Source organism: Dolichospermum sp. UHCC 0260, from assembly GCF_009711985.1.
Lineage (GTDB): Bacteria > Cyanobacteriota > Cyanobacteriia > Cyanobacteriales > Nostocaceae > Dolichospermum > Dolichospermum lemmermannii.
On the sequence record NZ_VIKZ01000002.1, the window covers coordinates 1 to 19141 of the forward strand.

Genomic DNA, 19141 nt, shown 5'->3' on the forward strand with positions numbered 1-19141 from the left:
GTAGAATTTCCTCGGCCAGTTTCTGAATGGCTGCTGTGGCTTGACTTAAAGAAACTTCTGGTAAAGTGTCAAAAGATATAGTTGCTGAAGGTAATTGTGCAAGGTGGTTTACTGTTAAAAGTGCAACAGTTTGGGTAATATTAGCTATGGCACTCAAAGGAACTAATTTACCATTATTTGAGCGCACATACAGCATCGCTAAAGCATTTGGATCACGTTGGTATTCTGGCTGCAATTCTAAAATTACATAAAATTGATCTAATTTTCTGCATGAGCCAAGTTTCCTAACCTGACTAGGAAAAAAGTCACAATAGTTTCATGACTTTTTTCCTAATTTAAAACTAGATCCAGCAATCAAATCAGCAATTAACCCCATATAAACCTCCATCATGACAACTAAAACCACTTTCACATCTTGGATAACTTGCCCTAAACCCAACCCCCAAGCTAAATTACGCCTATTTTGCTTTGCTTATGCTGGTGCTAGTGCCTCAGTTTTTCGGACTTGGGCTGATGATTTACCCGCAACTATTGAATTATGCCCTATCGAAATTCCCGGTAGAGGCAGACAAATCAAATCACCTCCATACACAAAAATCCTCCCTTTAGTCCGAGAAATAGCCACTAATATCATCCCCTGTCTAGATAAACCTTTTGCTTTTTTCGGTTACAGTATGGGTGCATTAATCAGTTTTGAGTTAATTAGGCTACTGCGCTCTGAATATAATCTTTATCCTTTGCATCTTTTTATTGCTGCCCGTTGCGCCCCACAATTCCCTAGGGAAAACCCACCCATTTCTAAATTACCAGATGCCGATTTTTTAGCCGCAATATCCCAGTTTAATGGGACTGCCAAAATGGTGCTAGAAAATGCCGAATTGATGCAGATTTTTTTGCCGATTATTCGGGCTGATTTTACAGTTTTGGAATCCTATGTTTATACTTCTCAACCACCTCTAAATTGTCCTATTAGTGCTTTTGGTGGGTCAGAAGATCCAACAGTTAGCTATACTGCTCTTTCTGCCTGGGAAAAACAAACTGTTGCCCCTTTTTCATTGAAAATGATCGGTGGTGATCACTTTTTTATCAATACGGCTAAAAGCACTTTAGTTAATAGTGTAATTCAATCTGTACAGTGTTATATTTAAGATATTTTTGGCTAAAAAATAGTAGCAATATCCACTCTCGCATTCTAACATACGAACCTGAAGTTATTAGCTCAATAGTACGGTTATTACGAAGATTATATCTATAAAACCGAACTGTAATTAATTGATTTTCTAGTGCTATCATCTAATTGGGAGGCTAAAGATTAGGCTTCAAGAAGTTAAAAGTTAGAGATTTTGCCAGTAGTATTATTGTTTACCAAGTCACAAGCTGAAGATTTAGTCTCACCAAATCAGAAAGTCCAATAGTGAATTTTTGAGGAGATAGTTATGACACTTGTACGTTGGAATCCGTTACGGGAAATAGAACGCTGGGAACCATTCCCTGAAATGGGTATTATCCGGCAGCAAATGGATCGCTTGTTTGAACAATTATTACCACCTGATGCAGTTGAAAGGGTGGGGTTAACTTTCATTCCTCCGGCTGAGATTGCAGAAACTGATAGTGATTTGAAGTTGAAAGTAGAAATACCAGGTTTGGACGCAAAGGATCTTGATGTCGAAGTCACTCCTGAATCGGTTTCTATTAGCGGTGAGCGGAAGTCGGAAACAACAACGGAAGCAGAAGGTTTGACTCGCTCGGAATTCCGTTATGGTAAGTTCCAACGGGTAATTGCCTTGCCTGCTGTTGTGGATAATGAGAAGGTAGCGGCAGAATATAAGGATGGAATTCTCTATCTAACTATTCCTAAAGCCGAATCGGAAAAACACAAAGCTGTGAAGGTTCGTCTTTAGTTAGTTACCTTTGATTAGGCTAGATCAGGAAGGGTGAGGGATTTTATAATTACTTCATCCTTCATTTTTTTTGTTACTAGTAGGCGATATCATAATTTATTATCAATAGTCCAGGTTTAAAAATATGCCTAAAAATATGTTTTCAATTATATAGTTAATTCTCAAGATAGATGCTAAAAAAGCATTCTTATATTCACAAGTCTTGAGAGCAACAAGTTTAACCTATATTTCTTTTCATTCTTTTATGTAAGGGATGGGAAAATATATCCCAGTCACTGTTAATATATCGGAAATAGCAGTTTATGCCTCTGAGTTACATGGGATTTTTTAATTTTTTAGAAAACTTCTATGAAAACACACACTGATACAGTTTCATTTGCTTGAATAGCTATATAAAGAGGATTAAGACTGGCAATTATTAATTATGGCAACCAAAGTAATTGATGTTAGAGAATATACTGTCCGAGCGCACAAAAGGCAGATTCATACGCGAGTTTTCAACTTTGTCTGTAAAGAATGTAATCAGGCTACAAAACGAGAAACTTTCGGAACTCGCCCTTTATATTGTGAATGTTGTCGTCCTCCCCAACCTCCTAAAAAATCACTCCAGGTATCGACACCGAGCAAACCTAGAGCCATGACTTACACCAGCAATATAGATTTAAGTTGAGTGAATTACTATGAATTCTCCAGAACAATTACAAGCACCACCCGATGTATTTATTACGCCATTGTTGGAATTACGAGATTACTATGGGAGTCTCGCAAAAAAGTACCAACATCTATTTATAGAGGCGCGATCGCAATTAGATAATGTAGAATCTTTGTTGTCTACTTGGTCTTATCCTCATGACAACGAACAAGTTGAGGCTGCTGAAGAAGATTCACTGTTGTTGTTGTCTTCCAATCAGAGTTCTCGTGTAGAATATTTGGATTCTCTAGAGTCAGAAATTCCTAAATCAGACTCTTTCAAGGTTGATCATTCCCTTTCTGAAGTTAGCAACTCAGGCAATTTTTCCTTTCAACGTCGTCACTATGTTGGTAAAGGGGAAGACGTTCCCATGCTGGCTCAGTATGAAAATATGACTCGCATGGAAGCACTTAAAAAGCTATTGCGAGAATATGTGGGAACTGTCTGTCACATAGATTTTATTGTGCGATCGCTCTACGGTAATTTAGAGTCTACTATCTTTAAAGTCGTTAAAGGTAGAGTCCAATCATCTCTAACTCAAGGGAGAGAAAGTGGTTATTGGTCAGCGATTCCCAATGAACCTGGTTGCTATACCCTAGATGTAAATTCACTAGGACCCATTCAAGGTAAGGGAATATCTAGAAGTATTAAATCCACCAAAACCAACAAACATTTCACTAGACCCCAGATGAAAGTAGTCCCGATGTTGGCACAATTTGATGGTCAATTTTTAATTGATGCTCTGACCTTATTTCTAGAACAAAATGCCGGACGAATTTTCAATGTGAATGAGATAGTCAATGGTATTTATGGACATTTAGATGCTGAAGAAGTCAGAGAGGTCAAAAATAAGGTTCTCAATGAACTATCTAGGGGTCATCGCACAGGCCGCTTTGTGAGAGTTCCTAACCAAATCGGTTTGTATACTTGGGATATGAATATGATTGTCCAGAAATGATCCAAAAAAGGGGCGTTAACAAATTGTAACGCCCTCTCTAAAGTTTGCCTATATACAAAAATGGGATGAGATTTTAAGCCCACCCCTAATTTATTAATCTTATTTGAATAGTCAAGAATTATTGAGGTTTATCTTGTTGACGACGAGAACGCATATTTTCTCGCATTTGCTTCATTTGTGCTTGCTGTTCCGGAGTTAACACAGCTTGCATTTGTTGTTTTGATGACTCTCTAATTTGTTTAATTTGATTTTTCTGTGTTTCAGTTAAGTTCAAAGAAGCAAAAATATCACCTTTTTTACCACGTCCTTCTTGACGTTCTCCTTGTCCTTGTCTTTGTTGACGTTGCGTTTGATGTTGAGCCTTACGTTCAGCCATTGCAGCTTGTAATTTGGTCTTTTGTTCGGGAGTCAGAACAGCTTCAATTTGAGCGCGGGTACTGCGGCCGATTTCCTTCATTTTAGCTTTTTGTTCAGGTGTCAAATTCAACTTTTTAAATTGACCCTTTTTTTGCCATTCTTTACCAGGTTGAGGTGAGGATGGATTATTTTGTTCCGCTTGAACTGCAAATGGAGTTGCGATTAAAGTTAAAGCCAGAGTACCAGCAATCAGTGATAATGTCTTCAGTTTCATAAATACCTTTTGGTTATGTCGGCTTTCTATAGTTCCTATCATATAGATTAACGCCCAGTAATGATATGAGGCAAAGGTCACGTCTACACCCATGACTTTAGTCATGAAATTAGGATTTCAATATCTTCCTCTCATCCTATTGAACTTGAATCATGATACAAATATATTAAATCTAGGTTAGGCTGCCATTTTTTCAATTATCAATTTTTTATGAATCGTCCTATTCAATTTAATAATCATCCTTTTCGATTTCTACTTTATTTAGAATGGCTACTATTAGGATTTTCAGCGTTAATGGCATTAATGCCATCTCCTTCACCGCGCTTTTCTGTCATGTATCCAGAACTGACAATTTGCAGTTTGACATTTTTCGGTTTAATGGGTTTAAGATTGCCTACTTACAATAAAATCAATAAATTTATTTATACGACTATTGAAGTTATATTAATTTTAATTACTGGCTTTTTTGGTGGTAGAAGTGCGAGGCTTTTTCCCTTTCTCTATCTAATTTTGGTAACTCGCAGTTGTTTAATTTTTCCACTACCAGGAAGATTAGCAGTTACTTTTTCCTCATTTATTTTATTTTTACTTACCCTCAGACAAAGGATGCCTCCTGGACGATTTTCACCAATAGCCCAAGAAAGATTTTGGTTTTTTAGTTTTAGTTTAGCAGTTTTATTTGGTTTAAGTTTAGTATTTGTTTTAGTATTAATGAATACTGTTTTATCTGAACGGCAAAGTCGAGATAAACTCCAAGCTGCAAACGAAAAACTCCGTCAATATGCTTTGAAAATTGAAAGTCAGGCAACTTTGGAAGAACGCAACCGCATTGCTAGAGAAATTCATGATTCTTTAGGACATTCTCTGACGGCTTTAAATCTTCAATTAGAAACTGCTTTAAAGTTATCAAAACATGATATACCTAGAGCAATGACGTTTTTAGCCACTGCCAAAGAACTCGGTTCAAAAGCCTTACAAGATGTCCGTCAATCGGTTTCTAGCATGAGATCCCATCCTTTACAAGAACAATCGTTAGCACAGGCAATTCAGAATCTTGCGGCAGATTTTCAGCGTTCTACTGGCATTTTACCCAGTTGTCAAATATCCATTATTTCTCCATTGTCTATGGAAGTCAGCACTCCTATTTATCGAGTTATTCAAGAATCATTAACTAATATTTCTAAATATGCCCAAGCCACAGAAGTTCAACTAGAATTAACAACAACATTAGAAACTGTGAAGTTAACAATTCAGGATAATGGCAGAGGTTTTGATTTAGAGCAAAATACTACTGGATTTGGTTTACAAAGTATGCGCGATCGCACGTTGGCATTAGGAGGTGAATTTCATATTCATAGCAGTCATAATCATGGTTGTCAAATTATAGTTGATATCCCTTGTTTATAGCAGGGGAGAATATTTTTTCCAATCACCAATCACCAATCACCAATCACCAATTACCAATTACCAATTACCAATTACCAATCACCAATCACCAATCACCAATTACCAATTACCAATTACCAATTACCAACAAAAATGATTAAAGTCTTACTTGTAGATGATCAAAGTTTAATTCGTCAAGGTTTAAGAGCCTTATTAGAATTAGAAGCAGATATAGAAATTGTCGGGGAAGCTGAAAATGGTCAAATCGCAATTAATCTAGTTGAAAAATTAAAACCTGACGTAATTTTAATGGATATTAGAATGCCTATCATAGATGGAGTTGCTGCTACCAAAGAAATTAATCACCATTTTCCTCACAGCAAAATTCTTATTTTAACAACTTTTGATGATGATGAATATGTGAAAGCAGGATTACAAAATGGCGCAATGGGTTATTTACTTAAAGATACACCCTCAGAAGAGTTAGCAGTTGCCATTCGTGCAGTTGACAAAGGATATTCCCAATTGGGACCAGGAATAGTCAAAAAACTAGTCACTCAATTTCCGGCTAATTCACAACCAGTATTAGCTGTACCAGCGAACTTAGCGGAACTCACCCCTAGAGAAAAAGAAGTTTTGCGGTTAATTGCTATTGGTGATAATAATCGAGAAATTGCCCAAAAATTGTATATTTCTGAGGGTACAGTTAAAAATCATGTTACGAATATCTTAAATAGACTAAGTTTACGCGATCGCACACAAGCTGCTATCCTGGCAAATAGTTTTTTTACTTACTTACAACAAAATATTGAAAATAAATAGCACATAATTTGCGGTACTCAAAGAAACAGGATGGTCAGCAGCCTTATTCAGAAGTTTAATTGCTACTGGTGCATCTGATATGTAGTGCCATAGGGAATAGGGAATAGGTGTAGGGGTTTAGCTCATGCTTTATCCCTATTTTTGGATGTGAATCCTGCTATATAATAGATATCACTTCTCACTGTTTACCTCTCATGCAAATTCCCCGCTTACATCCAGACACTATCGAAGAAGTAAAACTCAGGGCTGATATTGTTGATGTGGTTTCGGAGTATGTAGTTTTGCGAAAACGAGGTAAAGATTTTTTGGGGTTATGTCCTTTTCATGATGAGAAAAGCCCCAGTTTTAGCGTTAGTCCTAATAAGCAAATGTATTATTGCTTTGGCTGTCAAGCAGCGGGTAATGCGATTAAGTTTGTCATGGACTTGGGAAAACGTCAATTTGCAGACGTGGTACTAGATTTAGCAAAACGTTATCAAGTCCCGGTTAAAACTTTAGAACCTGAACAAAGACAAGAATTACAACGGCAAATATCTTTACGTGATCAATTATATACGGTTCTTGCTACTGCTGCTCAATTTTATCAACACACTTTAAGACAGTCTCAAGGACAAAAAGCATTAGAGTATTTAGAACAAACTCGTCAATTTAAACAAGGAACAATTCAACAATTTGGTTTAGGTTATGCTCCTGCTGGTTGGGAAACTCTTTACCGTTATTTGGTAGAAAGTAAACATTATCCCGTGCAATTAGTAGAACAAGCGGGATTAATTAAACCCCGGAAAGAAGGAGGTGGATATTATGATGTATTTCGTGATCGCTTAATGATTCCTATTCGGGATATTCAAGGTAGAGTCATTGCTTTTGGTGGCAGAACTTTAACAGATGAACAACCTAAATATCTCAATTCTCCAGAGACAGAATTATTTAGTAAAGGGAAAATGTTATTTGCTTTAGATGAAGCTAAAGACGGTATTTCTAAAGTTGATCAAGCGGTGGTAGTTGAGGGATATTTTGATGCGATCGCTCTCCATGCAGCCGGAATTAATAACGCCGTTGCTTCCCTAGGAACTGCATTAAGTATAGAACAAGTGCGGCTATTATTACGTTACACAGAATCCAAACAATTAATCCTCAATTTTGATGCTGATAAAGCCGGCACAAACGCCACAGAAAGAGCAATTGGTGAAATTGCTAATTTGGCTTATGCAGGGGAAGTGCAATTAAAAATCCTCAATTTACCTAATGGTAAAGATGCTGATGAATATCTACATAGTCACACTTCAGCCGATTATCAAAAACTATTAACAAATGCGCCACTTTGGCTTGATTGGCAAATTCAAAATATTATTAAAAATCGAGATTTAAAACAAGCTACTGATTTCCAACAAGTCACCCAACAAATAGTTAAACTATTGCAAAATATAGTTAATAGTGATACACTTAATTATTATGTTTCTTCCTGTGCAGAAATATTGAGTTTAGGAGATACTCGACTTATTCCTTTAAGAGTTGAAAATCTCCTAACTCAAATTAAACCTGGTAGGATAAAATCTCTAAATCCGCGGACAAGTAATCCCGCAACTAAAACCCCAAAGCTATCTTTAGTGAACACAGAACGCAGTTTACTAGAACGAGCGGAGGCATTATTATTAATTATTTATCTTCATTCTTCCCAGCAGCGGCAAATAATTATTGAAGATTTAGAAAACCGTAATTTAGAATTTAGTCTTTCTCATCATCGCTTTTTATGGCAACAAATGGCAGAATTTACAGTTGATGAAGTTGATTTAATTTCTAGTGTGCAAAATAGATATTTAGAATTAGCAGAAGAACTAGAAATAGTTTCTCATATATTTCATCTCAACGAAAAAAATAAAACAGAAATATTACGAACTCCTCATGTTATTCAAGCAGCACTAGCTTGTATGGAGAGAGTATTTCGAGAAAAACGCTATCGTTATTTTATGGAACAATGGGAAAAAATAGATCCTGAAGCCGAACCAGAAAAAGATAAATATTATGCTGAAGCCATATATATAGAAAAACTTCATTTACAAGACCTTGAGAAACAGCGACAATTTTCTATTACTGACTTAATTTAGGCAAGATGAAATTTTAGCAACACCTAACTTTTAATCTTCATTAGACATCTCCGAAAATGAATGTAGAGACGTTCTATAGAACGTCTCTACAAGGGTTTCAAACCACGCACATTTAATTACCGGAGATGCCTATTATCAAAATAATAGCAGCAGATATAGCCATTACACCATATCTGCTGCTTGATTACATGAAAAACTTCGATGATTAACTTCTTGATCATCCGTTTGCAATTACACTAGACTTTTGCTTGTAAAGACTTCAGTAATTCAGTATTCACACCCGATTCACGAGTCAGAGAAATTTTACCTGTGCGAGCGATTTCTCTCAGTCCAAATTTTTGTAGCATTTGCACAATCGCCACCATTTTACCAGGATCACCCACAACTTCCAAAGTTAAAGAATCTTCAGCCACATCCACAATTCGCGCTCGGAAAATCTGCGACAATTCGATAATCTCCGAACGATTACTGCTAGTAGCATTTACTTTCAGAAGCATCAATTCTCTTTCTACACAAGGAATTTCTGTAATGTCCTGCACTTTGAGAACATTAACTAACTTATACAGTTGTTTGGTAAGTTGCTCAATAATGCGATCATCACCAGGAACAACCATCGTAATTCGGGATACTCCTTCCTGTTCCGCAGGTCCCACAGCCAGGCTTTCAATATTAAAACCCCGACGAGCAAATAAACTAGCAATGCGGGATAGAACCCCCGCTTCATCTTCCACAATAACTGACAGCGTATGTTTCATCGGCGACTAAAGGAGCATGACATGAACGCAGACCGGCACTCATGACTGCAAAGCGAGTTTCGACTACGCTGCATTGTCGGTCTGAATTTTTATTTTATACTTAATAATTGCCATCATTCCGTTCCTGTGGAAAAGTTATCTATTTTCAAAGATAGATGCAGCCTTTAAATTAAAGCCATATATTGTCATCAGCAGTGAAAATTGACAGGAACAAAGTATTTATGGGTTGGTTACAAAGAATATTTGGCTTAGAGCAATCGGAAAGCGCCCAAGTTAATCCAATTTCTAGCGATGATGTTAATACACAAACAACAGAGCCAGAACGCATGGGATTGAATGGAGAATATGACCAAAGTGGTTTAGCCAAGCGCGTAGCATTAGCATTTGATCAAGATCCTGACCTTGATGATATTGACACTATTTGGGTTGCTCAAACAGGTAGCACTGTGGTACTAAAAGGTCAAGTTCCCACCCAAGATATTCTTAATCAACTAATTGCTGTAGCTCACACCGTTGATGGCACTACAGATGTTGATACAACGCAAGTTAATACTAATTAAAATTTACTGAATAATTTTTTAGTAAAAAGAAGAATCAGGGAGCAGGGAGCAGGGAAAATATATCTTTTGCAACTGACAACTAACAACTGTACGGGCGAAGCATTTGGAGAACTATTTTTGGCAATGACCGATAATTTATCTTCCAAATGCTTCGCCCCTACTAACAACTGTACGGGCGAAGCATTTGGAGAACTATTTTTGGCAATGACCGATAATTATCTTCCAAATGCTTCGCCCCTACTGACAACTGACGAATTACCAATTCTCAATCCAATCTAAAATCGCCTGGTTAACTTGTTCTGGTGATTCATCCTGGGGACAATGACCGACATCTTCCAAATATAGCAATTGCAATTTTTCATTGTAGCCAACAAATTGATTTGCTAGTTTTGGTGGCACAAATCGGTCTTTTTTCCCCCAAATTAACAGCATAGGAATTGTTAAGTTTGGTAAAATCTTCTTGACACTAGGACTAAAATTAACCCCCGTTGTCGCTTTAAACAAGGCTCTAAAGGCACGGGCAGATCCCCTATCCTGGGGCGGTCCTGCTAAAATATCTATAAGTTCATCAGTAATAGCTTCAGGATTTGCATAAGCTAAACTAGCCCAAGGACGCAGTACACCAGGACGACGCACAAAATAAAATATCGGTTTTAGTATTAATCTGGAAGTAAATATACTTTTAATCCCGCTAACAAGAGGTTGTAAAGCAGTCGGGATCATCTCCTGTTCCAAATTAGGATCAGGTAAGCTCATCATCACTATCCCCTTTACCATATCAGGATGGTTAGCGGCTGCGACTATAGAAATTAGTGAACCGATGGAATTACCCACTAAAACCACTGGTTGACGAATAAAGGTTTTCCAAAAATCGTAAACCTGCTCTACCCACAGTTCCACATTGTAGCTAGTTGCAGCCTTTTCCGAAGCCCCAAAACCAATCATGTCTAAGGCGTAAACCGGATGAGATTTACCCAAAACCTCTAAATTATGTCGCCAATGACCAATGGACGCGCCGAAACCATGAAGTAAAATTAAAGGTGTTGTTTTTGCATAATCATGGGGAGGACGAATATAAGTATAACGGGTTTGCCAACCACGCCACACCCAATCCCTTTGATTACCAACTCTTTGCTGCCAATGTGTTACGGTAGTCACAGTTATCTCTTACTGATTAGTTGGAAACTATTAATTTTGTGCGTTCTTTCTTAATATGTTACATTATATTTGGTTAGCTTCAATGTATACCTAATTTTGCTATCATGGAAACATCTTCTAGATATCATACCTCTATGTATCTCAGAAGAAAATTGTAACAATAGTTATTAGTGTCAAATATCATGTAATTTACGTTAAATAATGCAGTGGAATCAACTCAGAGTCAGACTATACAGTCAATCACTTGATTAAACTTCCCTTATAAATTTGCTACACTAGAGAGGGATATTCATTTTCCAATTCTGAGTTACTGTTGTATTTTGCCTTCAATGGCATATCAAACTAAACTAACTAAATTCAAGACCAGTCCAAAATCTTAACTAATAGAGCTGCCACTAATCATAATGCCTGTGATTGAGAAAAAAAGAACTCGCGATCTGCCCCAAATTAACGAACGGATTCGCTTCCCGAAAATTCGGGTGATTGACACTGATGGCGCACAACTGGGAATTATAACTCCGCAGGAAGCGATACAATTAGCAGAGGAAAAGGAATTAGACCTAGTGCTAATTAGTGACAAGGCTGATCCGCCAGTGTGTCGAATAATGGACTATGGGAAATATAAGTTTGAGCAGGAGAAAAAGGCGCGGGAAGCCCGGAAGAAGCAGCACACGGCTGATGTGAAAGAAGTGAAAATGCGCTACAAAATAGAAGAACATGACTATAATGTGCGCGTTAAGCAAGCTGAACGCTTCCTCAAAGATGGCGATAAAGTTAAGGCTACTGTGATGTTCCGAGGTCGGGAAATTCAACACAGTGACTTGGCAGAAACGCTGCTTAAACGGATGGCTACGGATTTAGAGCCTTTTGGTGAACTTCAGCAAGCACCTAAGAAAGAAGGGCGGAATATGATGATGCTGATTTCACCCAAAAAATAATCTTGTCAACAACCTGGTAATGAGTGCTGTATGAATTAGTGAATAATAGGATCTAAAATTGACCCCAGGGAAATTTTTCCCATTCCCTCAGCATTCAACCATAATTAGATTTATGTCAATTTATTCTAAAATGATAGTCCTGAAGGCTGAGTGGGAAAAATAATACTCAGTTGTTCAGGACTTTTGCTATGTTATTGCATATTTTAGATCGCCGTCCACCACAGGAAAAACTCCAGCGGCTGATAGAACACGGAATTGTGGAACGGGAAAAAATGCCGGATAGTAATGAAAAACATTAAAAACAGATCCAAATCCTCTGGTAGCGGCTCAAGTTCAGGAATTGATGAAGAAATCCGCTCTTTGACATTCTCTGATATGAAATTCTCAACATAAAAAAGAGGTCATTACTGACCCCTGATAAAATCAAAATAAAATAATGTTTGATTTATAGAAATTAAGACAAACCAGTATTAGTACCTTGTTTACCAGTTGCTAATTCCACCTTAACAATCTTGCCACCCATTTTTTGAATCCGTTGTTGTTCACGGAACCAATTTTCATAAGGAACTAACTTAGTAAAGTAAGTATTTTGTAATTCGCGTTGGGTGCGAGTCCGAGTTAGGCTGGGAACACAAGCAGTTACTTTAAATAAACGAGCCATTTTGTTTCAAATCTCCTGATATTGTTTTAGAAACTTTTTTATCTCAAATATCTTGAGTCAAAATCTTTAATTATTTTTTCCAAGGCTGGAAATCAACCATCAATACTAGACTGATAACACTTACAATCAATCAGCAAGAGAACCTTCTAGCAATCATGATTGATCTCCAGACCTTAACAAAGCCGCACCTATATGACTAAGTGCAAAGCTAACTCTTAGCTCAAGCCAGAGGAGACATAGTCAAAGTAAACACCCATTTCTTTACCAGCGTCAGGACCAACCAAACTAGCGGTTACTTCCTTCATAGCTTGGATAGCTTGAACAGTAGCGCCTACGGGTACTCCCAAGGAGTTGTAGGTTTCTTTCAAACCATTCAATACGCGCTCATCCAAAATGGAAGCGTCGCCAGCAAGCATAGCGTAGGTAGAATAACGCAAGTAGTAATCCAAGTCACGGATACAAGCTGCGTAACGGCGTGTGGTGTACATATTACCACCGGGACGGGTGATGTCAGAGTACAACAAGGATTTAGCTACAGCTTCTTTAACGATAGCAGCAGCGTTAGCGCTGATGGTTGTAGCTGCACGAACGCGCAGTTCACCAGTAGCGAAGTAGCCTTTTAGCTTTTCGAGAGCAGCGGTATCAAGGTATTTACCTTGAACATCTGAAGAATTGATAACGGAGGTAATTGCGTCTTGCATTGTTGTTTTTTCCTTATTTCCAACCTTATTGCCACAGTTTTAGTTTGAGCCAAAAAACAGCTAAAACTTACTGCATTGCACCAACAACGTAGTCGAAGTAAGAACCAGCTTCACCAGCGTCTTCAGAAGACAACAGGGTAGCAGCAACGTTCTTCATAGCGGCAACGCCACCAGCAACTGCATCAATGGGAGTACCCAAAGACTTGTACATTTCGCGGACACCAACGATACCGATTTCTTCGATGGCTGTAACATCACCAGAAACGATTCCGTAGGTAACAAGACGCAAGTAGTAGTCTAAGTCACGCAAGCAAGTAGCTGTCATTTCTTGACCGTAAGCGTTACCACCGGGGGAAACAACATCAGGACGTTTTTGGAACAGTTGGTCGCCAGCACCTTTAACAATGCGTTCGCGGTTTTCGGTCAATACTTGAGCGATGCGAAGACGTTGTGCGCCACCAGCAACAAAACCTTTGATTCTGTCTAATTCACCGGGGCTGAGGTAGCGAGCTTCTGCATCAGCATTCACGATAGCTTTCGTGACGATACTCATTAATGGATTCCTCCAAAACTAATGGAACCAGAATTTGATTAAACTGGTACGACTTTATATGGTTGGTACTGAATTTACATCTTGATTTACATTTCTAGCCAGATTGACTGGATTTGGTGTAAACCAGGTGGAAAACTCAATTACCTCCCGCAAAATATTGTCCAGTATTATGTTGAGCATTTATTACTGCTCTTAATATTTTGTAACACTTATTTTCAGATTTGCTCATTCTCAGGGAACAGAGAGCAGCGCGGTCTTGGGGTCTCCCCAAGTGGAGCGACTGCGGAGGAACAGGGAACAGGGAACAGGGAACAGTAAAAAGCTAGATAAAACAACCTTTTCTGTCACCTATTACCTATTACCCATGACCCATTTTCCTATCTATTGGGAAGACCACCTGTGAGAACAGAAGGAGACAAGCTAGACCAAGATTGTTTCACCAAGTCAGCTTCAGCTTGAACACTGCCTAAATAGTTACCTGCTGGTAAAGATGGATAGCGTTTGTAGGGAACAACGTCTTCACCAAAGTAACGAGCATACTCAGGACTGTTAACAATTGCCTCTACAGCCGACCGTAAACCGCTATCAGCCAATAATTTGTTATATTGACGGATTTCGCCTTGGGTAGCTGGTGCGCGTCCCAAAAGGTGACGGAAGAGGAATTCAATTACCTTGGTGTTGGGATAAGGCGCGTAGAAACGTTTGCGATAGATTTCGGAACTGGCTAGTTCGAGAACAAATTCACGCACGGTAATTTCACCGTTACGCAATTTGCTATCCAAGTCAGAACGGCGGAAATAAGCAGGTACTTGACCGCTAAATACGTCCATTACCTGACAGTAGATAGCATTAATGACTTGATTGGTTTCGGGGGAATTTGTCCCAGTGGTAGCACGGTAAATCCGGGCTGGTTTGCGACGGCTTGTACCAACACCAACTTCTACAGATTGACCACGACCATCATTGAAAGAACGACCCAATTCAATAAACAAGGGTTTAGTCTTGTCCATTTTCTTGGCTTGGGCTGCCAAATCAGCGATCGCCTTGGCGAGAATTGGCGTATTCTCAGTTTTAATCCGGGGCTTCACAGTGGCAAAACTAGGAACAACCAAATCATCATTTTGCTTGGTTAATTGGTTGTAAAGCTTCTCGGTATTGGGGAAGTTAGCCGCAGGTAAAGTGGGGAAGCGACGGAAAGGAACAGTATCTTCTCCAAACACTTGACCATATTCAGCACTTTCAACCATCGCGCTAATAAAAGCCCGAATCCCTTGAGTAGCGAGAATTTGGTTGTATTTACGAATTTCTGCTTGGTCAATAGGAGCGCGACCCAAGAAATGCTTAGTACCCAACTCAATTACCTTTGTATTGGGGTAAGGTGTGTAGAACTCCTTCAGGTACAGGCTAGAGTAACCCAAACCTTGAATAAATTCCTTAACGCTGATTTCACCATTCACCAACTTACTTTCTAGAACCGTGAACTCGTTCTTAGAGATGTAAGGAGCAATATCGCGCTCGAAAATCTGCCGATAAGCGCCGCTAATCACAGTTTCCGCCGCAACCTTGTCATTTTTAACTGCTGTCAGTTTAAAGACCTTGGTTTGCTCACGTTGCTTAGTAACACCTTGGTTAATGCGGAACTCAATATCTGGTTCAGTCCGCATTTCTGTGACTGTACCCAATTCCACAAAGCGAGGTGTTTCCTGTTTCTCAACATTCGCCAAATCTTCGCGGATAGTCCCCACACGTAATTGACGTAAAGACACACCCGCAGGAGTTAGATAGCGTTCGTAAGGAACTGTATCTTCATTAAATGCTTGGCTGTATTCGTCACTGTCCAGAATGGCATCAACGACCGCATAAAAGCCCTTCTTAGCAGCGATGTCAAAATACTTATTGTTTTCTTCCCGACCATAGGTAGGACGACCTAACAAGCGACGGTGAATGTACTCAATGGCTTTACAGACATAGAGAGAAGTCCAGTACATCTTCCGGAATAAATCCGACTTCGCCAACATCCGCACAAACTCGCGGACGGTGATATCGCCGTTTTCCAGCTTAATTTCTGCAACTTTCAGCCGTTGACCTTCGTAAACATCACGACCAAAAACTTGTAGATAAGTAGCCTTAATTACCGCTTGGGTAGAACTTTCCGAGAACTTGACACTTACACCCTTAGGAGCTTTTCTGCCAATAGTTCCAGGTAACTGGTCTAACTTGAACACCTTCGCGCCCAAAGTCCCAGGAGCTACACTCCGAGCATTAGGATTGCTGAGTTGGTTATTGATACCAGGACCTTGGTGAATCAAGATCCGGCGAGTATCCTTACTAAACGGTGCAGGGCTGCTGCTGGGGTTGCGGGTTGCTTTCGGGAAAATCGCCCCAAATTGGATTTCCAAGGGGTCATTACCAGAACCGTAGGGATGTTGGTCAGGTAATGGTTGTTCGTAAGCAGCAAAAGTTGTAATAAACTGAGGAACTTTCCGGAAAGGCGCACTGTATTTAAACAGGTCTTGCTGTTGTCCCCAGTTACGACATTCTTGGGCTTCTTGACCCAGACCCCGAATGTAGGGAACTGTTTCTTCACCAAAGTAATCGCTGTATTCGGTAGAATCTACCAAAGCATCAACTAAACCAGCCAAACCTTTGAGGGAAACAATGGCAAAATATTTTTGCACTTCCTCACGGCTACTTGGTCCCCGTCCTAAAATGTGACGGAAAGCCAATTCAATCACCCGGCTATTAATAAAAGGCTGATAAAACTGTTTTTGGTAAAGGGGAGATTTAGCAAGACGGCGAATAAACTCCCGCATGGAGATGTCGCAGTTTTTGACTTTCGATTCTAAGTCAGAAATAGACAAGCTATAAGCACGGGTAATATCGCGCTCAAATACTTGACGATAAGCCGCTTTGATGACTTCTGTTTTTTCGCCAGAAGACAAGCCGGGCTTCATGGCGTACTTGGGACGACGTTCTGCGGCCACAGCGTAAATTTGTGGCAGTTGTAACCCTTGTTGGTCGCCGGAAGGACGTTGACGAACTTTAGTAGAAGGTGTTGGTGCTTTAAATTCTGTCAGCAACACATTCATGTACTCAGTCACAATTTCTGTGGCTACGGCATCTTTACGGAAATAAGACAGGGACGCTGCTTTGATTTCTTGTAAAGCGACGATGGTTGCTTCTCCAGAACAGGCATTTTCAATAATTTCCCGCAAACCTCTGGTATTTACAGAGATGATGTTGGGGTCGCCAGCGACAATGGCGTAGGTGGCATAGCGCAAGAACCAAGACAAGTCACGTAAGCTTTTGGCCATGTTGCTAGGCCCATAACGAGCGACGTTAATAGGTCTAAAGCCTGGAGGTGTTGGTCCACCAGCAGAAGTATTGAAGATAGAACGGAGGTTTTCAAAGAAACCACCACTACTTTCAACGTAGGTGACTGTTCCTAGTTTCATGCCCTCTTGGACATTAGCACCAGCGCCAACCATTGCCAATTCTTTCTCTTGGGGCTTTTCTAAGAAAGCCATTGGTGAACCACCAATGAAAATCCGGTTAGCCGCACGAGAAACGATGATTTCGGAATTGTCTGTCAAAATTTTGGCAATTTCTAACCGCTTTGCCCCAGAGGTAAAATAACTGCCAAGTTCACTTAGTTCACCTCTTCCCAAAAAGCGGTCTTGTTGTTCCGCTTGGGAAATGGTGGCGACAGGTAAGGTTTGATATAGTTGCGGACGCGCAACTGAGCTTCCACCGCTTGCCTTAACACTCATGGGATTTTTAAGACTCCTATCATAATTGTTTATCTGTTCAGCCTGGGTTATTTATTTTAAGGCTTGACATTTTTGCGTATTTATGAATGTTACGCCTCTAAAACCCAGTAAATTAACTCGGTCGATTTTCAGATTAGAACGTTTTGCGTTTACACTGTTGGTTTATTAAGAAGTATGTCGAATCTGTAATCTAAATTTGATATTCAAGAAGATACATACTTCCATTTTCTGGGATGAATATAGATTTTATCCTACATTCTGTACTCTGATGATTCTTAAACTTATTCATAAAACCAGGGGACAGACGGGAGGCAAAAATGAGAATGCTATATTAGTAACGGGTTGGTAAACCGCTATATTCTCTATTTCGGTGATTGATATCAGAAGGAAATTACGTAAGATAAATTAAATGAGTAGTAAATACAACATTATTTATTAAGTATTATTGTTTATCTTAACAAGTTACAAAATTTACGCAGAAACGGAGAATGTAAATCTCCATATATATTACAGTGGTGAAATTATGACGAAAATTTTAGTTACAGGTGCGGCTGGTTTTATTGGTTTTCACCTCAGTAAACACTTACTAGAAAGGGGCGATGAAGTTATTGGTTTGGATAATCTCAATGATTATTACGATGTAACTTTAAAAAAAGATCGACTAAAACAACTTTTAGAAAAACCTGGTTTTAGCTTCCATTTATTAGATTTAGCAGACAGAGAAAGTATCCCCAAATTATTCATTGAATCAAACTTTGATAAAGTTGTAAATTTGGCTGCACAACCAGGAGTGCGCTATTCATTAAAAAATCCCCACGCCTATGTAGATAGTAATTTGGTAGGATTTGTCAATATTCTAGAAGGTTGCCGGCATACAAATGTACAACATTTAGTATTTGCTTCTTCCAGTTCAGTTTACGGTGCAAATACAAAAATTCCTTTCTCCGTTCACGACAATGTAGATCATCCCGTTAGTTTATACGCAGCCAGCAAAAAAGCCAACGAATTAATGGCACATACTTATAGTAGTTTGTATGGCTTGCCAGCGTCAGGATTGCGCTTTTTTACAGTTTACGGTCCCTGGGGTCGTCCTGATATGGCATTGTTTCTCTTCACTAAAGCAATTTTGGCAGGACAACCAATTGATGTTTTTAATTATGGTAAAATGAAACGCGATTTTACTTATATTGATGACATTGTTGAAGGTGTAATTCGCGTTATTGATCAAGTTGCTGAATCGAATCCCAATTGGTCGGGAAATGCACCTGACCCCGCGACAAGTTATGCACCATATAAAAATTACAATATCGGCAATAATCAGCCGATTGAATTAATGAACTTCATCGAAACCCTAGAAAATTACTTGGGTATGAAAGCCAAAAAGAATCTGCTACCAATACAACCTGGTGATTTACCTATGACTTATGCTGATGTTGATGATTTGGTGCAAGATATTGGTTTTAAACCCAATACCTCGATTGAAGTGGGTATTGAGCGATTTGTTGTATGGTATCGGTCATATTACCAAGTTTAAATGCAAAAATATTGACT

20 protein-coding genes are annotated in these 19141 nt (G+C 39.1%); 12 read left to right on the top strand and 8 right to left on the bottom strand.

What is annotated here, in order from left to right:
- A partial coding sequence (locus FJR08_RS00895; RefSeq protein ID WP_174782944.1) for an efflux RND transporter permease subunit occupies window positions 1-235 on the bottom strand: 235 nt, incomplete at its 3' end.
- Window positions 236-389: 154 nt separating this feature from the next.
- Between FJR08_RS00895 and FJR08_RS00900 the strand changes: the two genes are divergently transcribed.
- The 4 genes from FJR08_RS00900 to FJR08_RS00915 all read left to right on the top strand — a co-directional run bounded on the left by FJR08_RS00900 (window position 390) and on the right by FJR08_RS00915 (window position 3550).
- Entirely contained in the window at window positions 390-1148 is a 759-nt protein-coding gene (locus FJR08_RS00900; protein WP_168631862.1) for a thioesterase II family protein, read from the top strand.
- A gap of 288 nt (window positions 1149-1436) precedes the next feature.
- Window positions 1437-1901 carry an Hsp20/alpha crystallin family protein gene (locus FJR08_RS00905; RefSeq protein ID WP_015083275.1) on the top strand — a complete coding sequence of 155 codons (465 nt, stop codon included), beginning with the start codon at window positions 1437-1439 and terminating at the stop codon, window positions 1899-1901.
- 424 nt (window positions 1902-2325) lie between these two features.
- Window positions 2326-2571 (top strand): hypothetical protein, encoded by a 246-nt coding sequence (locus FJR08_RS00910; RefSeq protein ID WP_015083276.1) that lies wholly within the window; start codon window positions 2326-2328, stop codon window positions 2569-2571.
- Window positions 2572-2581: 10 nt separating this feature from the next.
- Window positions 2582-3550, top strand: coding sequence for a hypothetical protein (locus FJR08_RS00915; RefSeq protein WP_168631863.1), 969 nt, complete (start codon window positions 2582-2584; stop codon window positions 3548-3550).
- A 118-nt stretch (window positions 3551-3668) separates the two neighbouring features.
- Here FJR08_RS00915 and FJR08_RS00920 read toward each other — a convergent pair whose 3' ends face one another.
- Window positions 3669-4181 (bottom strand): Spy/CpxP family protein refolding chaperone, encoded by a 513-nt coding sequence (locus tag FJR08_RS00920; protein WP_015083278.1) that lies wholly within the window; start codon window positions 4179-4181, stop codon window positions 3669-3671.
- A gap of 210 nt (window positions 4182-4391) precedes the next feature.
- Between FJR08_RS00920 and FJR08_RS00925 the strand changes: the two genes are divergently transcribed.
- The 4 genes from FJR08_RS00925 (at window position 4392) to dnaG (ending at window position 8494) form a co-directional block, all read left to right on the top strand.
- Window positions 4392-5588, top strand: coding sequence for a sensor histidine kinase (locus tag FJR08_RS00925; protein WP_015083279.1), 1197 nt, complete (start codon window positions 4392-4394; stop codon window positions 5586-5588).
- Window positions 5579-5728 (top strand): hypothetical protein, encoded by a 150-nt coding sequence (locus FJR08_RS00930; RefSeq protein ID WP_168631864.1) that lies wholly within the window; start codon window positions 5579-5581, stop codon window positions 5726-5728. Before FJR08_RS00925 ends, FJR08_RS00930 begins: the two co-directional genes overlap by 10 nt.
- On the top strand, window positions 5721-6389 hold the full coding sequence (locus tag FJR08_RS00935) for a response regulator transcription factor (RefSeq protein WP_148767000.1): 669 nt from the start codon (window positions 5721-5723) through the stop codon (window positions 6387-6389). The genes FJR08_RS00930 and FJR08_RS00935 overlap by 8 nt, the downstream gene beginning before the upstream one ends.
- A gap of 194 nt (window positions 6390-6583) precedes the next feature.
- The gene (dnaG, locus tag FJR08_RS00940) at window positions 6584-8494 is read left to right on the top strand and encodes a DNA primase (RefSeq protein ID WP_015083281.1); all 1911 of its coding nucleotides are present in this window, start codon (window positions 6584-6586) and stop codon (window positions 8492-8494) included.
- Window positions 8495-8730: 236 nt separating this feature from the next.
- Here dnaG and ilvN read toward each other — a convergent pair whose 3' ends face one another.
- Window positions 8731-9249 (bottom strand): acetolactate synthase small subunit, encoded by a 519-nt coding sequence (ilvN, locus tag FJR08_RS00945; RefSeq protein WP_015083282.1) that lies wholly within the window; start codon window positions 9247-9249, stop codon window positions 8731-8733.
- A gap of 221 nt (window positions 9250-9470) precedes the next feature.
- Between ilvN and FJR08_RS00950 the strand changes: the two genes are divergently transcribed.
- Window positions 9471-9809: a BON domain-containing protein gene (locus tag FJR08_RS00950; protein WP_168631865.1), complete on the top strand. Its 339-nt coding sequence runs from the start codon at window positions 9471-9473 to the stop codon at window positions 9807-9809.
- A 66-nt stretch (window positions 9810-9875) separates the two neighbouring features.
- Window positions 9876-10088, top strand: coding sequence for a hypothetical protein (locus tag FJR08_RS00955; RefSeq protein ID WP_168631866.1), 213 nt, complete (start codon window positions 9876-9878; stop codon window positions 10086-10088).
- Here the strand turns inward: FJR08_RS00955 and FJR08_RS00960 are convergent.
- Window positions 10065-10967, bottom strand: a complete 903-nt coding sequence (locus FJR08_RS00960; protein ID WP_168631867.1) for an alpha/beta fold hydrolase — start codon at window positions 10965-10967, stop codon at window positions 10065-10067. The two genes, FJR08_RS00955 and FJR08_RS00960, sit on opposite strands and share 24 nt — an antisense overlap.
- 404 nt (window positions 10968-11371) lie before the next feature.
- Between FJR08_RS00960 and infC the strand changes: the two genes are divergently transcribed.
- Entirely contained in the window at window positions 11372-11905 is a 534-nt protein-coding gene (gene infC, locus FJR08_RS00965) for a translation initiation factor IF-3 (RefSeq protein ID WP_015083285.1), read from the top strand.
- Window positions 11906-12359: 454 nt separating this feature from the next.
- Here infC and FJR08_RS00970 read toward each other — a convergent pair whose 3' ends face one another.
- The 4 genes from FJR08_RS00970 to FJR08_RS00985 form a co-directional block, all read right to left on the bottom strand.
- A complete protein-coding gene (locus tag FJR08_RS00970; protein ID WP_015083286.1) occupies window positions 12360-12566 on the bottom strand; it encodes a phycobilisome linker polypeptide in 207 nt (68 codons plus the stop codon).
- Between the two features lie 215 nt (window positions 12567-12781).
- Window positions 12782-13267 carry an allophycocyanin subunit beta gene (gene apcB / locus FJR08_RS00975; protein ID WP_015083287.1) on the bottom strand — a complete coding sequence of 162 codons (486 nt, stop codon included), beginning with the start codon at window positions 13265-13267 and terminating at the stop codon, window positions 12782-12784.
- Between the two features lie 67 nt (window positions 13268-13334).
- On the bottom strand, window positions 13335-13820 hold the full coding sequence (apcA, locus tag FJR08_RS00980) for an allophycocyanin subunit alpha (protein WP_148763726.1): 486 nt from the start codon (window positions 13818-13820) through the stop codon (window positions 13335-13337).
- A 377-nt stretch (window positions 13821-14197) separates the two neighbouring features.
- Complete coding sequence (locus FJR08_RS00985) at window positions 14198-17590, bottom strand: phycobilisome rod-core linker polypeptide (protein WP_168631868.1); 3393 nt, start codon at window positions 17588-17590, stop codon at window positions 14198-14200.
- A gap of 523 nt (window positions 17591-18113) precedes the next feature.
- Between FJR08_RS00985 and FJR08_RS00990 the strand changes: the two genes are divergently transcribed.
- Window positions 18114-19124 (top strand): NAD-dependent epimerase, encoded by a 1011-nt coding sequence (locus FJR08_RS00990; protein ID WP_168631869.1) that lies wholly within the window; start codon window positions 18114-18116, stop codon window positions 19122-19124.
- Window positions 19125-19141 lie beyond the last annotated feature (17 nt).